Source organism: Tengunoibacter tsumagoiensis (assembly GCF_003967535.1).
Lineage (GTDB): Bacteria > Chloroflexota > Ktedonobacteria > Ktedonobacterales > Ktedonobacteraceae > Tengunoibacter > Tengunoibacter tsumagoiensis.
In genome coordinates this window covers 5048001-5061478 of sequence record NZ_BIFR01000001.1, presented here as the reverse complement: position 1 = coordinate 5061478, position 13478 = coordinate 5048001, and the positions used below count along the sequence as shown (strand labels likewise).

22 protein-coding genes are annotated in these 13478 nt (G+C 52.3%); 2 read left to right on the top strand and 20 right to left on the bottom strand.

Annotated features, from left to right (window positions below):
* Positions 1–23: 23 nt before the first annotated feature.
* From EL628_RS19930 to EL628_RS19875, 12 genes are all read right to left on the bottom strand, one after another.
* A complete protein-coding gene (locus EL628_RS19930; protein ID WP_126581657.1) occupies positions 24–1058 on the bottom strand; it encodes an RNA ligase family protein in 1035 nt (344 codons plus the stop codon).
* Positions 1051–1296, bottom strand: a complete 246-nt coding sequence (locus tag EL628_RS19925) for a hypothetical protein (protein ID WP_126581656.1) — start codon at positions 1294–1296, stop codon at positions 1051–1053. Before EL628_RS19925 ends, EL628_RS19930 begins: the two co-directional genes overlap by 8 nt.
* Entirely contained in the window at positions 1293–1625 is a 333-nt protein-coding gene (locus tag EL628_RS19920) for a hypothetical protein (RefSeq protein ID WP_126581655.1), read from the bottom strand. Before EL628_RS19920 ends, EL628_RS19925 begins: the two co-directional genes overlap by 4 nt.
* Positions 1625–1804 (bottom strand): hypothetical protein, encoded by a 180-nt coding sequence (locus EL628_RS19915; RefSeq protein ID WP_126581654.1) that lies wholly within the window; start codon positions 1802–1804, stop codon positions 1625–1627. Before EL628_RS19915 ends, EL628_RS19920 begins: the two co-directional genes overlap by 1 nt.
* Entirely contained in the window at positions 1801–2136 is a 336-nt protein-coding gene (locus EL628_RS19910; protein WP_126581653.1) for a hypothetical protein, read from the bottom strand. Before EL628_RS19910 ends, EL628_RS19915 begins: the two co-directional genes overlap by 4 nt.
* On the bottom strand, positions 2133–3587 hold the full coding sequence (gene terL, locus EL628_RS19905; RefSeq protein WP_126581652.1) for a phage terminase large subunit: 1455 nt from the start codon (positions 3585–3587) through the stop codon (positions 2133–2135). Before terL ends, EL628_RS19910 begins: the two co-directional genes overlap by 4 nt.
* Positions 3588–3611: 24 nt before the next feature.
* Positions 3612–3911 (bottom strand): hypothetical protein, encoded by a 300-nt coding sequence (locus tag EL628_RS19900; RefSeq protein ID WP_126581651.1) that lies wholly within the window; start codon positions 3909–3911, stop codon positions 3612–3614.
* Entirely contained in the window at positions 3908–4522 is a 615-nt protein-coding gene (locus EL628_RS19895; RefSeq protein ID WP_126581650.1) for a hypothetical protein, read from the bottom strand. Before EL628_RS19895 ends, EL628_RS19900 begins: the two co-directional genes overlap by 4 nt.
* 9 nt (positions 4523–4531) lie before the next feature.
* Entirely contained in the window at positions 4532–5023 is a 492-nt protein-coding gene (locus tag EL628_RS19890) for a hypothetical protein (protein WP_126581649.1), read from the bottom strand.
* 8 nt (positions 5024–5031) lie between these two features.
* Complete coding sequence (locus EL628_RS19885; protein WP_126581648.1) at positions 5032–5238, bottom strand: hypothetical protein; 207 nt, start codon at positions 5236–5238, stop codon at positions 5032–5034.
* A 165-nt stretch (positions 5239–5403) separates the two neighbouring features.
* Positions 5404–5667: a hypothetical protein gene (locus tag EL628_RS19880; RefSeq protein WP_126581647.1), complete on the bottom strand. Its 264-nt coding sequence runs from the start codon at positions 5665–5667 to the stop codon at positions 5404–5406.
* A 314-nt stretch (positions 5668–5981) separates the two neighbouring features.
* Entirely contained in the window at positions 5982–6194 is a 213-nt protein-coding gene (locus EL628_RS19875; protein ID WP_126581646.1) for a hypothetical protein, read from the bottom strand.
* Between the two features lie 359 nt (positions 6195–6553).
* On the opposite strand from EL628_RS19875, the gene EL628_RS19870 reads away from it, so the two are divergent.
* Complete coding sequence (locus tag EL628_RS19870) at positions 6554–7903, top strand: helix-turn-helix domain-containing protein (RefSeq protein ID WP_126581645.1); 1350 nt, start codon at positions 6554–6556, stop codon at positions 7901–7903.
* Between the two features lie 66 nt (positions 7904–7969).
* Here EL628_RS19870 and EL628_RS19865 read toward each other — a convergent pair whose 3' ends face one another.
* The 8 genes from EL628_RS19865 to EL628_RS19830 form a co-directional block, all read right to left on the bottom strand.
* Positions 7970–8185: a hypothetical protein gene (locus EL628_RS19865; RefSeq protein ID WP_126581644.1), complete on the bottom strand. Its 216-nt coding sequence runs from the start codon at positions 8183–8185 to the stop codon at positions 7970–7972.
* A 10-nt stretch (positions 8186–8195) separates the two neighbouring features.
* Positions 8196–8546 carry a hypothetical protein gene (locus tag EL628_RS19860; RefSeq protein ID WP_126581643.1) on the bottom strand — a complete coding sequence of 117 codons (351 nt, stop codon included), beginning with the start codon at positions 8544–8546 and terminating at the stop codon, positions 8196–8198.
* Complete coding sequence (locus EL628_RS19855) at positions 8539–8973, bottom strand: hypothetical protein (RefSeq protein WP_126581642.1); 435 nt, start codon at positions 8971–8973, stop codon at positions 8539–8541. The genes EL628_RS19860 and EL628_RS19855 overlap by 8 nt, the downstream gene beginning before the upstream one ends.
* Positions 8973–9311, bottom strand: a complete 339-nt coding sequence (locus tag EL628_RS19850; protein WP_126581641.1) for a hypothetical protein — start codon at positions 9309–9311, stop codon at positions 8973–8975. The genes EL628_RS19855 and EL628_RS19850 overlap by 1 nt, the downstream gene beginning before the upstream one ends.
* Positions 9312–9338: 27 nt before the next feature.
* Positions 9339–9566 (bottom strand): hypothetical protein, encoded by a 228-nt coding sequence (locus EL628_RS19845; RefSeq protein WP_126581640.1) that lies wholly within the window; start codon positions 9564–9566, stop codon positions 9339–9341.
* A gap of 106 nt (positions 9567–9672) precedes the next feature.
* Positions 9673–9918, bottom strand: coding sequence for a hypothetical protein (locus tag EL628_RS19840; RefSeq protein ID WP_126581639.1), 246 nt, complete (start codon positions 9916–9918; stop codon positions 9673–9675).
* 62 nt (positions 9919–9980) lie between these two features.
* On the bottom strand, positions 9981–11336 hold the full coding sequence (locus EL628_RS19835) for a coiled-coil domain-containing protein (RefSeq protein ID WP_136626717.1): 1356 nt from the start codon (positions 11334–11336) through the stop codon (positions 9981–9983).
* Between the two features lie 330 nt (positions 11337–11666).
* Positions 11667–12416 (bottom strand): hypothetical protein, encoded by a 750-nt coding sequence (locus tag EL628_RS19830; protein WP_126581637.1) that lies wholly within the window; start codon positions 12414–12416, stop codon positions 11667–11669.
* Positions 12417–12594: 178 nt separating this feature from the next.
* Here EL628_RS19830 and EL628_RS29915 point away from each other — a divergent pair, with 178 nt between their 5' ends.
* Positions 12595–12756 carry a hypothetical protein gene (locus tag EL628_RS29915; RefSeq protein ID WP_161975627.1) on the top strand — a complete coding sequence of 54 codons (162 nt, stop codon included), beginning with the start codon at positions 12595–12597 and terminating at the stop codon, positions 12754–12756.
* Positions 12757–13478 lie beyond the last annotated feature (722 nt).

Here is a 13478-nt window from a genome sequence, read left to right as displayed (position 1 = left end):
GGAGGAACGGCCAGAAAATAATGCTACACCTCCGTAAAATCTGATTTCTTCGCCAGCAAAAAATCATCGCTGACATACTTGAGTATAGCGCGGCCAATCCTCGGATCGGTGCGCTCGATGAGCGGCTTGATGACGACGCCTTCGCGGATATTCGCACCGAAACAGTCTCCGCTTGGTGCCACTTGTGTTACTCCGGATGCCCACTTGCGGGCCTTGTCAAGCGTACAGTAAGTAAATGGAGCAATGCGAGGTACCATCTTGACTCCGTACTCAGTGCAGATTCCGAAAAATGCGTCATAGTCGAGGAATCGACCATCTACTAAGAGATCAAATGCTCTGTATCCTTCATGGCCTTTGTAGCCATAATCCAGCGATTGCACATCGCTACCCAGGATCTCACCGTACAAGATGATCTGTTGGTGGTACTTGCTTAGGTTTTCTATCAGTGCTTTGACGCCCCAGAATCGACGCGGAGACCAGTACAACTCATCGCCTTCACCGCGTCGCACCCGATGACTGCCGGCCATCCATTGACCGTTGACCATGCCGATGCGGCTGTTGGTGCCGTGGATCTTCTCGGTAACAACAACGATCTCGTTATCGCCGAAGACGTTCGGATGGTGGCGCAGATTGTTGATGGCAGTGTACTCGGGAAATAGCGGATCTTTGGGCTGCGCATCGGGGTTATCGATGTGCTTACCCTGGCCGCGCAGTGGTGGCTCATACTTCGCCGCTCCGTAGTGCTCAGCGACGTTATCGCCGACTTGCCATTCGTCGTTTTCACACGGCATGACCAGGCCAAACGATGGCTCGCCGCGCAGCCGTGTCGCTTTGATGCGCTGGTGATCCAGGTACGCAGTGACGCCGAAGCGATCACTGACCTCGCGAGGCAGGACGGTGTCAGGAGCGAAATAGACGACTTTGTCACCGGCGGCGTACTTGCCGCGAGGCACAACGCATTGCCAACCGAGGACCTGCGCGAGGTCGAGGCTGTCGGCATTGGAGTGCGGTGTGATCGTGCTGATGGTAGCGACGGGAACGTGGAGGGGGCTAGGCATAGAGCGGATCTCCTGATTGATGCTTGATTGATGCCTTGCACTGACATCGATTGCTAGAGCCTAAGAATGCGAATCCGCATTCTTTGCAATGCAATTTCTGCGATGCCTTCATCGCCTGGCGCTGCGACGACGAGATCTTTGCTCGTGCTTTGCGTGCGACGTAGCGCCAGCCTGCTCTGCGTTGTGCCCGGTTGAGCAATGGTGGCGTGGATTTCTCTTTGGCTTGGGTGGTGATCATTGTTTCACCTCGGCATCAATGTACTTGACACTGAACGACTTGCCACAAACTATATCCAGACGCTCAACAGAGTCATAGAAGGAGCATTCACCAAACCATGCTTCACCCTCTATTTTCTTCTCCCACCGCAGCATTACCGCCCCATCACTGAATACAATGCCCACAGCGGCAATATTGGATCTACCATCATCGCCTATAAGGTAAAATCGACGCATTCTGCAGCTCGCCTGGAGAGCGATGCGCTCTTTGGTCTCGTCGATCGAGGCTTTGATCTGCTTGATAGCATCGGCGAACAGGTCGTCGAACAATTTTGAGTTCTGCTCTGCCATTATTGCTCCACCTCCGCAGCCGGCATATGCTCGGTTATCGTCGAGACCACGTCAGCCTCGAACTCCAAATTTTTAATAACCTCTCGCCAGAAACGTTGATATTCAGCGATCTGCTCCAGGCCGACGCCGGTAAGATCCGTGGTAATATTGATGGTGTGTGTCATTGTTGTCTTATTCATAATTGCCCTAGAAAAAATAATTGTTTGCCTTTGCGGCCCTTCAAGATATCCATATTAAAAAGATTGAAACTTGCAAAAAAGTGCATCATGGCGCGGCGATACCCATCAGGATCATCGACGACCTTGCCATCTTCATCGACCACGACAGCCCTGCCATCTTCATCAGTGACAATGAAACCCCAGGGCGCGCAGCTTTCCGTCGCTGCGTGGCCTGCATCAAAGGCTTCCGAGGTCGTGTCAAAAATTTCCTCGCTTAACTCAGAGCCGCCACCGAAGCAACCATGCTCATCGCCGGTGCAATCATCACAGAACAGCCGATATCGATACTTCATCGCTTCATCCTCAACTCCGCTAATTTCCTGGCATACTCGACATGGCTCTGTGCGCTTTTGCCAAAGAGCTGCTCCATGGCACCGCTGAGTGCATCGACGGCATCGTCGTGGACGCCAACAGTCGGGAACGCTTCAAGCTCTGAGAGGAGAGCATCATTCCACGCCGATCGCACCAGGCGCACATTGCCAGCTTGCGCTTGCGATGAGACCGGCTGCGCTCTGGTCTCTTTGTCCGCGCCGACCTTGTGGCCGAAGAATGCATAGCCTGGCAGCACCTTGCGCCGATAATAATCAATGAGCGACTTTGAGCCCGCGCCAGGCTCTTGTTCCATGTAGACCTGGATCTCATGGCCGTCTTCGTCTGCGGTGCGCTTCACCAACGCTTCAACGCTGGCCGGGCTGTATCGTTCGCGTCGCATGTCCAGGATGGCATAGCTATCATCGACCAGACGGGCAACCTTGATGCCAACGGTCCAGTCAGGGTCTTTGTTGGTCTCCGATGGCTCTGTCGCTGCGACGTCCCAGTACCTCACGATGCGAGCAATGTCGCTGTGAGGAGGTGCCTGGTCAACGAGGGGGAACCAGTGTCGTTTGAATAGACTGCCTGTGTTCCGCGCCGACCAGTCACCAAAGAGGAGGCGTTGCCGCTCGACGAGCGGGAGGGCTTTCAGCGCTGAGAGGTAGCCGGGGTCCGCTGAGAGTAACGCTGGATTGTCAAAGATTGACGCGGCGATGAATGAGACGCTAACCGCGTCGGGATGTCGCTCTCCTGGAGCGAGCCATGAGATGACGCCGCCATCTCGGACAAACCAGCGGATCTCTCCGCTTGCTGCGTGACCACCGTGACCGTCGTAGCTATCATCGACCCACGGCGCTAAGAATGCCTTGACCCACGAATCTGCATCGGGGTTCACTGTTCCGACCACTCGCGGCATGACACCGCATGTACTTCGGGCCCTGGAGAGCATATAGAAAAACTGCGATTCGAGGAAATGTGTGAGTTCTTCAAATCCGATGAATGCCAGCTGCGATCCTTGCCATGCGAGCCTGTCGGACTCGTACTGCATTGAGGCGAATTTGATCTTTGTCCGATGCTGAGGCCAGCGCCACTCATAGCGGCTCTGATTCGCCTTGCCGCCGGCCAGGCTGTACATCATCTGCGACTCATCCCAGAGACCACCTGGTAATGTGACCTGCGGCATGACTCTGCGAAAAATCACCGCATTATAGCCTGGTCGCGGGTCCAGAGCTGCATATCGCAACGCCATCAAGAGATGCGCGAATGTCTTACCGCCGCCAGCTGCTCCGCCGTAGATCGTGATCTTTGCTGGCGATGCCAGGAAGAGCTCCTGCGGCCCTCGCTGTGGTCCGATGATCTCTGCGCCGAGAGCTTGCTGCTGTGCGACAAAGGATTCAACGGGTCGTGGAATAGAGCGCGCTGCGAACGTCATAGATGGCCTTTGGTGGAGGAGAAGCTATAACGCGATCTCGTCGTCGTGAGCCGAGAAAACAGGACCGACGATAAACACTCCAATGGTCACGAGGAGATAGGCGAGCCAGGCTTGCCACATGTTGATGGTCGGCGCAGACCACATCGACACCACTGCATTGTAGAGTTGCCAGAAGATCATTGTTGCTACGATTCCGAGCCCCGTCCACAGCGCGCCTACGATAATCAGCGCGGCCAATGCCTCCCCGAAAATCCTCCGAACCGTTGCATGTGCGAGGACCAGCGTTGCGCACGCGGCCAGGCCGTAAAAGCTAATCATCATCATTCTACTCCATCAATCTGCTGAGAGCTACCAGCAACCGCGACGTCGCCATCGACGTCTGGCATGTAGAAGACGACGCGGAGGCGCTGCTCTTCATCCTCGCCGGCACCAGCGCTGACCGAGACACTGAGTGCTTTGCCGCCTTTGCCGCCAGGCTGCGACGCATAGCCGCCTGTGTGCTTCGCCATGACATCGACTGCTGCGAGCAGCTGACCGACGACCTTTGCGGTGGTTTCGGCGCTGAAATCAGCGTCAACATCGAGTTTCTCCAATTCCGCCATCGCTTTGCCATGGAGCTTCTCAATGAGAGTGTCAAGCTTCTTAACGCGCTCCAGGTCGCTCGCATTGCCTGCCGCAAACACTTCAGCGCGCCGCCAGGCATCGTAGGCCGCTGCTCTTCGCTGCCAATCGAACATCTTCGCCGCTGCGGTCCACGACGCAGGCACCGGCTTGCTCCGCTCATTGCGGCGCTCGGCATTGTAGACCCCACGGATTGACCGTGATGCACCAGCGGCCAGATACTGAGAGAATCGCTGATACCAACGATCATTCTCACCTGGACGCTGAAGCCAGGCTTGATCTTCGGGTGTTGTCGGTGCTGGCGATGCATGCATGGCTCTCCCTTAAATAACCTCGAAATGAAAGATTATATCTCGAGAATGAAGGTACACTCGGAGCCCTTCCATGCTAGAATGAATGTGTCGCAAATCGCCACCAGCATCGTCATACAAAAAAACCCGTGGCTTTCTCGCATCTTCCTCGCCATCAGAGTCTTCCTCGCCATCAACGAATTCGACGCCATACGCTGTGTAGGCCTTGTCTCGCCAATATATCAGGATAAATCGGCGAATCTCGATTGTGGGCCGACCAAGAACCGCAGCATCTGCTATGCCTACCAAGGCTTTTTTAATACGATTCTCTCGATTCGCAGATGCTTTTTCGACGACCTTCGCCAATGGCGAGAGATCTACATCGTCTGGCAGGGCCTTCGCTACGAACGAGGCAAGATCTTGGATTGATGAAATAGGTATTGTGGCCTTTTCCTTTTGAGAAGGATCATCCGACCATTGAGGCGTGTAGGTGTGCCCATCATAAAATATTTTAAATTTTTCCATGACTCTCCCTAACTTAATTTAAATCGGCGAGAAACATTATATGCCGTCGCCTCTCCTCGCCGAATCTCTAGAACGATGTCGGCGTTGCCTTTTTCGTCGGCCAAGTGCCCGAGCAACGGGTTGAGCCGCCTGGCCAGATCGATGGCCTCTGGCCTCAGGGATTGCAGGCTACTAAGTGGTAGTTCAGCATCGTCGGTATCTTGCAATTGCATCATGACCAGGCCTTTCGAAAAAGTCGTTAGAGACGCAAAAAGGCATGGCCGCGACGGGCCATACCTCGTTACTGATGAGTATAATTGAACCTTTGTTCTTTGTCAACAAAAATCATCACCAATTTTGATGAATTTCTCAGATTCCATCAAAATTAGTGATGATTCGCTTTAGAGCTTTGCTGGCGGCGGCAAGCAGCTCTCATCAACGATTTTCACGACCAGGCTTCTAGGTAATTCTGTTGTCATCCAGATGTCGCAGGATTCGCAGTGGTATGTTGTTTTGACGTAGTCATTGCCCGCCTGGCTTTTCGTCATGCGCTGCGATGTCCCGATCATTTTATCCTGGCAGATGTCGCAGGTGTACGCGAAGTACTGACGCCCTGGTGTTTCTGGTAATACCCCTAATACTGCGGGTTGGATTTGTGTTGGCATGCGCTTTCTCCTTTTTCATCGAAAACAATGTATTCCCCACTAAAATACATTGTACTCGGGGCACAAAATGAGCCCCTGGATGGATCTCCAGGGGCTCAAGAAAGAATAGCGGCTAGAAATATGTGGCGCATCTACCGCAGTAGTGCATACCATCGTGACCTTGAGGACCGGCGATGCAATTGCCCTGCGTTTTATTATCGCGTGTGCATTGGTGTGTTGCCGAGCAGTCCTTCCCGAATGTATCATCATCTGATGATCGTGTTGGCTCTTGATAGTCATGGGCATGTCTGGTCTTGATTTCTAATTCCATTTTCTTATCCAATCTTTTCCATGATCTCACAAACAATTCGCCGCGCCTCTTGGGCCCCTACCACCTCAGCGATCTCATTGCACCCTGCCGCCATTCTCTCCGTGATAAATCGATGTTTCGCAGTCTCAGCGAACCCTTCGAGGCCTTGTTTGGCACCACTCAGCTCAGCCTCGATCTGCGCCCTGATTCGCGCCACCTCGCTCTGATTGTGATTCATAAAGCACCCCTTTGATTTTTGATGACTATCCAGGCAACGACGGCCAGGCGGTAACAATCCTGGCGTCGTTGCTGGTCACGATGCAGGCCACGCGTCGATGGTAGTGACAGAAGGCATCGCTCGCCGCGACCTATGAATAGTATACATTGAATCTATGATTTTAAATCATCATTGCATCGTCTGATTCTCGTCTCTTCTTCTGGCAATCTGCATACGTTCTGCATATCTGCATATTGTCTGCATTTTCGCAGTGATTTGCACTGAAGATAGACAAAATACAGAGTGCAAAGTATAATTTGAGGGTATTGTGGATGGCGTGCGAAGTGTAATGTTATAGTATTAGAGGGCAGCGAACGCACATGGAAAGAACATTGCTCATCCAGGCCCGAATAAAAAGGAATTGGAGTCAGCGGCATGCTGCTCAAGCGCTCGGAGTTGATGTAAACACCCTGTTGAGATGGGAAAAGGGTGTATCATCGCCACGAATGCAGAGTATTGCTGATTTGTGCAAATTATATGGCAAGTCAGCGGAAGAATTACAATTGTCACAAATCGACCAAATTTCAATCACACCGGGAGGGTTGATGACAGACAATATCAGGGCAGGGCTCAGCTACGACCTAACGTCGCGCCTTATGAGAATCATCTTCTCATGGAGGAAGCAAGATACCTATGAATTGCAAAATAAGATTAATCAAACAATCAACGATTACGACCCAATCGTTGAGATGGATATCGAGCGCACAATAACTAGGAGAGATGCACTAAGGACGCTGGTTCTCTTTGCGTGCGAGACCTGCTATATTGGCACCGCAAAAAAGGCAGGCAGCGAAGAGATCCTTGCACAGTGCGCAGCGGCCATAACGGCCTGCTGGTATCTGAGAAAGGGCAAAGAGCTCGCGCTAGCCAACGATGCGGTATCGACATACATTGCATCTCTGCAACCGCTCGCAGAAATAAATGCATCTAAGAAAAGCGCAAGCGCTCTCTTGACGCAGTGCTATCTACTGAAAGCGACTCTCTCGCGGCTTGTGGAAGGTCACGATCAACCGTTGAGTCACCTGGAGCAAGCACAGCGGTTTAGCGGAATGGCAGAGGATCCAATTCTCCAAGTGCTAGCACTGCGGACACTAGCGGCAACGTATAGCTACGGCAACAAGAGCAGCGCAGCGCTAACACTTGGAGAAAAAGCAGCGGAGAAATTAAAGAATATTTCCGCGCCGCCAAAGCTTCAGAGTTTCGTCTACGCAGGTCTTGCCAACTATCAAGCACAGTGCAGTCTTAAAAATGACTCATTAAAATCATTAGAAATGGCAAACAAAACGTTTACCGAAGAGTCTTATATCTGGATTGATCACCCAGAGTCAAACATGTGGATAAACACCGGGATGGTCAATCTGCACCTGGGTGATTTTCAATCCGCAATCACCGCATTTGGGAGAGTTGAAACTCTGCCGGATCTATCTGGTAGTAGCGATGGAAAGATAGAGGCAACAATCAATAGCGTTGTCGCAGAAGTGCAACGCGATGATCGACCTCGCGACCTGGATCGCTGTATCGCTCTGTGGCAACAGGGCATCAACGGCGCAAAGGCGCTGAAGAGTGAACAATGGTTTAGCGAAGCCAAGAATGCGCACAGATTAATGTGCGCAGCATGGCCGACGGAACAACGCATTAAAGCACTCAGAGAACAACTGGCGCATTGGTAGCTCGGTAGCTCGGCACAAAGAACGAGGGTCACTCATCGATTTCATGAGTGACCCTCGTTCTCTTGGCTACTTCGATGCAACCCAAAGCCCAATGCTGATTATCACAACCAATACCACGAATTCCATAACCAGCCATAATGATCGCATCCACCTCAATATATTTACCTCGCCTTCCTCGCCTTCCCCGTCTTCATTGCCTTCGCTGGCCGCCTCGTCCTTTACGGACCACCGCGCAGCTGCGATCTGCTGCGCTTCGGCCAGAATGTCATAGCCTTTTTTCATTGATTTACTCCTATAGATATGCGGGGTCTATGCTAACAATCACAAAGGCAAGCAGAGAGCCGAAAAAAAACGCGATGCAAACGGCGACGAACGCGATGCATACCATCGTGAGGGCATCGCAACGCGGACATCGATACTTCGTGGCACCAGCTGCGACCATGCCCAACAGCACTGAGACGACGCCAACGATGGCCCACGCACCAGTATCAATGAGTAGTCGCATACTCATGCCACCATTCCCACAATAGTCAACACCATCCAGGCCAGTAATGCCATTCCCAGGATGACCAGGAGGCCGAGGCCTGCGCCGAACAGCAGGCCATCTCGGATCGACAATAAAATATCTTTGCGGCTCATACATACTCCTCGAGATCAATACCAATAATTCCGTATGAGTCCACGACACCGACGGTTTTCAGCGCAGCCACTGCGATAATGCGTGGTGTAACGAGGCTCAGCAATGCGTACATCGGCGAGCCTGGCCGTGGGAGATCCACGGCCAGGAAGAGGCTCAATGTGGTGCGATCGTGCGCTGGCCGAAGCGAGAATGCATTGATGATCATCAATGCATTCTCCATTGATGAGGAGTAGCTAGGAGCACCTGCACCATACATATTAAAAAAGAGATGTTTATCGATCAGTGCATCTATTTGGACGTTTGTTAAATTGTCGATGTGCGTGGTTCGTCGCTTTGACTCTGCGGATGCTGAGGCCTTAGCTGGCAGGCGCAGAATGCTGGAGGCAAGCAAAAATGATTGACTTGATATAAATGGAGTAAATGCTGCCATTATTTGCCCCCTCTCATTGACTTAATGGTGGCGACCAAACTAGCTTTTGATGGATTTTTATACCAATGCTGGTTGAGGTCTATCCCAATGTCAGCAAGCTCATTGATAGCCCACCAGCGATCAATACTAATAGACAAATCCAGGCTATTGATGATCTTCTCCGCCTTTTGCTGATTGTCGCTTCCTTCAATGACGGTCTGGAGCCAGCAGGCGAAAGTCTTCGAATCCACATTCAGGATGCTATATTCTCGATGCTTTTCGCCGCCATTCGGCGCAGCAACGATGAAGATGGACGACAGATCGTCCAAAGCGATGGTCGGCGCTAATTTTATTGACATTATTTGCACCCCTTTGAATAAATACAACTAAGATTGTTGTGTGCTCTCAAGGAGCACTATGGCCATTGCCAGGACCGCATTGTCCTGGCTCAAAGAATCATCGTACCCGGTGTGAATTCTCCGCTGGCGACGACTGGATAGATATACCTCATTGCGGTTGATGAGATCCTCCAGGTACGCCGTTACAGCCTCGATACTGCCATAACCTCGGCGCTTCGCAATGGTTGCGAGCGCGATGATATCCTTATCTTCCATGCTATCCCCCTTCACTCTTTATTATCCGGGGTTGGCGCTGAATCGAGAAAGATCAGCGCCACCGGAACAACGATAGCCAGGCTCACCATGATCACCATTGCGATGATCATGGTTGCTTCACCAGATCGCCGAATTTCGCTGTAATAAATTCGAGGAGTTGCTCCGGGCGCATGGCCCCCATTCGATCTAGCCTGCCGAGGCCAAAAGATCGAAATTTCTTTGTAGCAGGGTCGTACTTGCCAATGGATAAATATTCATAATGTTTGCCATTTCCCTTTTTATTTATGATATCCCTGGACATCAGGCGAAGGCGATGCGCCCCTATGATTGCCTTGATTTCTTCTGTGGTCATCTGATTTCTCCTTTTCCTTGTGTGGCCAGGCTTATCATTATCAGCCTGGCCGAGTCCATTGTTTACGCCTGGACCAGCATTGGCTGGACCTTGGACTTACGATGTCGGTCCTTGTATTTTGCGAGGGTCGTCTTCGACCTGATCCCGAAATTCTCCGTGATGATCGAATTTGGGGGATACTCGCCTGCGTGGTCCACCATCCATGTATCAAAGAATGCGTGGACCTCCTCCTCGATACCCTGGACCTGGTGGACCTGGACCTCATCGGTTGATGATTCACGGTCCACTCGAGGGAGTCCACGGTTCGCTGGTCCAGCAATCATCTGCACTGAGTGAACCTCGGTGTGAACCTCGGTGATTTTAGTCTGGACCTCTCGTACTTCTTGGACCTGGACCTGGAGCTCGCCATGGATTGCGCCGATCTTTGAGCTCAATTCTTCGCGAAGAGTTGCAATGCGATCGCCGAGCTGATCGAATGCCGTCCGGTTGCAATCTTCGATCGTACGCATGAGCGGTTCGACGCGCTCGAGCAAAGATATACCGATCTGCTCACCGATCTCTCCGTGAATCGCCTGGATCTCGCCATTGAACCCCTCAATGGCCTCGTGGACCTGAACCTTGAACGCCTGGATCTCCACGAGTCCATGGTTCAGGCTCGCGATGGACCCGTGGACCTCCGCAAGTTCACGGTCCAGATTGACAATGGACTCTTGGACTTCGCGGACCTTTGCCTCAAGTCCAGTGACGGCCTCGTGGACCGCGTCTCTGGACTTCGAAAGTTCACGGTCCAGTGATGATTGTCGCTGGTCCATGCGCTGATCCAAGATTTCCAAGAGTTCATCGTGGACCTCCTGGACCCTGGACTTTCGCGGCTCTTTCTTGTGGTCGTCGTGTGGCTGGAGTGCGTGGACCACCTTCGAGTACTCCAGAGCGAAATAGCTTCGGATGACGATAAAGATCAGCGAGATAATCAGTATGACAGAATCGGGCATGCCAGGGATAACCCGCTGTACTGCTCCCCAAACCAAATTAGCCATCATGACATAGAAGAGGTTCTTCGACAGAGCAATAGCTGCCGTTGCGGAATCTTCGCTGATGAGCCCCTTGGCTTGTGCCGCTCGTGCCAAGCCTGGAAGCCCAAACGAACCAAGATCGAGCGCTGCATTTTGGGATAAGAACATGATGAGCGATAGCGAGGCTCCATGAATATTGATCTTGGGAAAATTGGGGTATGTCTCCCCAATTGAATACATGACCGTCACGAACAGCACTGGTTGAACAAGTCTCGTGACCAAATTCATAAACCACGACCACATATGTGTGATATATATGCTCTCGACAAATCCTTGCCAGGCCGCACAGCATGTCTCCCATACCCAGGGCCAAAATCTAAACTTCGATGTCTTCTCTGGTTTCATTGCTTTATTTCCAATCTTTCATTATCATTATTATTAAGAGCCTCGACTTCCAATCCGAGGCCGCTCGGCGAGAATGCTTGATAGCGCCGAGCTTTTTTTATTTTGCATCGAATCCTGGTATAACATCGCGTCTCAAGGTGAGCTTATAGCTCTGCACTGGCTTTGGGTATGAGCCGCACACCCATTGACCGCTGAGATGGTTCTTCTCCGCGGTCTTGATCTGCACCAGCTCATAGTCCCCCGCGCTACAATCACGGGATTGCAATACAACAGCTGCGACTTTTTGCTGATTGATTTTCGCGTAAACTTTATCTCCTCGATTCCAACGCCTCACAGCCTACCTCCATAATCCAGCGCCTTCTCGATGGCGCGCCTCGTTTCTGGCCCTGGGTCGAGCCATTCTCTCAGCGACGGCACGTCAAACCATTCATCGTCGGCGACCTGGATACCAACGCATGCCTGGCCGTCGTCGAGTTCCAGGATTCCGACAATGATCTGCGGATATTTCTCTCCGATCTGCCGGGCCAGGCTTTCAGCTCTTGTCGCTTTCATCGCTGGCTTTGCACTGGTCGCTGTCGATGGCGGCAGTGGTGGCGGCGACGCATCGACGATTGGCGCATCAACAATGATGGTCGCCGCCGCTGTCGCTGGCTCAGCTGGTGCCGCGCCAGGCTGACCGACCACGACTGGCTCAACAGACGGCGGGCTAACACTGCCGCCATAGCCAGCTGCGTAGACCTCCTCGTCCTCGTAAATCGGCTCGTAGGCAATGAGCGCCGTGGTCGGAGGTTGCCAGCCACTCCTCATATAATCATCGAATTGATCGAAGAGGTGACGCTCGACGTCGCGCAACGTTACAGCAGACTTTGTTTTTCGCCATCCTCGGGGATCACCTGGTTCTCGCTGCCACCAGGATGGCGAGCCAGGGCAGGACATATGAAGTGCGACGAGCTGCACATGCTCCCATGCGCGGACCGGATCTTTTCCTGCTAAGCGATCCATGATTCGTTGTGCTGTTTCGAGCACATCGGATGCAGGCGAGTCAGAGACACTTGTCAAGATACGACTGATAAGATGCACAAATGTTACAGCCGTCCATGGCGCGCAAACGACGTTCGCATCAGTCGCGACTAGGCTTTTATCGTTGTAACATTTCTTTATCGATTCTATGGACACGGAATTATCAAATGTGATATTCTGATAATCGAATGGCGGAATAGACGATGCTTTCGAAGCACCCCTTTGAACGTCGTTAGGATTGCCGTTTTCTCTCCCGCCAGCATTGGAGGTTGTCGTCTCATTAATGCTGGCTGGCCTTCTGACCCTCACAGTGACCGGTACCGGCCATCTATCCGGTTCCTCCGGTGGATCAATCCAATCCAACGCAGCGATGGCTGCATTGACGGCCTGGATCTCGTAACGATATTGCCTCGATAATCGCGACCATCCCTGGCTGATCGCGTTGCGGCTCTCATCGTCGTCGCCGACATAGTTTCCTGCGCCATCTGCGACGATAATAAAGGCGCTCTCCTCATCGCGATAAAGCGTCGCCGCTTCTGGCTCCTTGGCCGCGTTAGCTCCAGGCCGCGCGATCCATCGTTTGCTTAGAAATCCGAGTTCCACAAGGTTTCGCTTTTTCGAATGCTCGTCGTCGTCTCCTGCGTCGTCAGCCCCGGACTCAGCCTTTTTTGACTCAATGCCAAAGCAATGAGCATAGGTGCTCTTCCCCTGCACCTTCAATGATAGCGTTTCGACGGTCCTCAATGGGACTTCAATCCAGAGATCGTCCGCGTGTGGAAGTGTTGCATCTGGTATTGCGTGCGATCTTTGTATCGCCGCGATCCGCCCCGACGTCATGAATTCCACGACGCGCAGCGCATCTGCGCAGGATTCATCGTCGGTAATATCCATGAAGTCCTCGTATCGGATATGGTATCGACCATTTGGGCGATGGTGCGTCCAGCTGCGCCTGGCCACCGGCAACTGAGGCTGTGCGTTTACTGGGGCCGCTGTTGATTGCGGTTTCTGTAACTGTTGTGCCTGCATGGTACTTTCTCCGTATATATTTTTTAATACATAAAATATATGATATAATGTCGAAGTACTTTCTTCTCAGAGAGCTCCAGGGGTGCACCTGGAGCT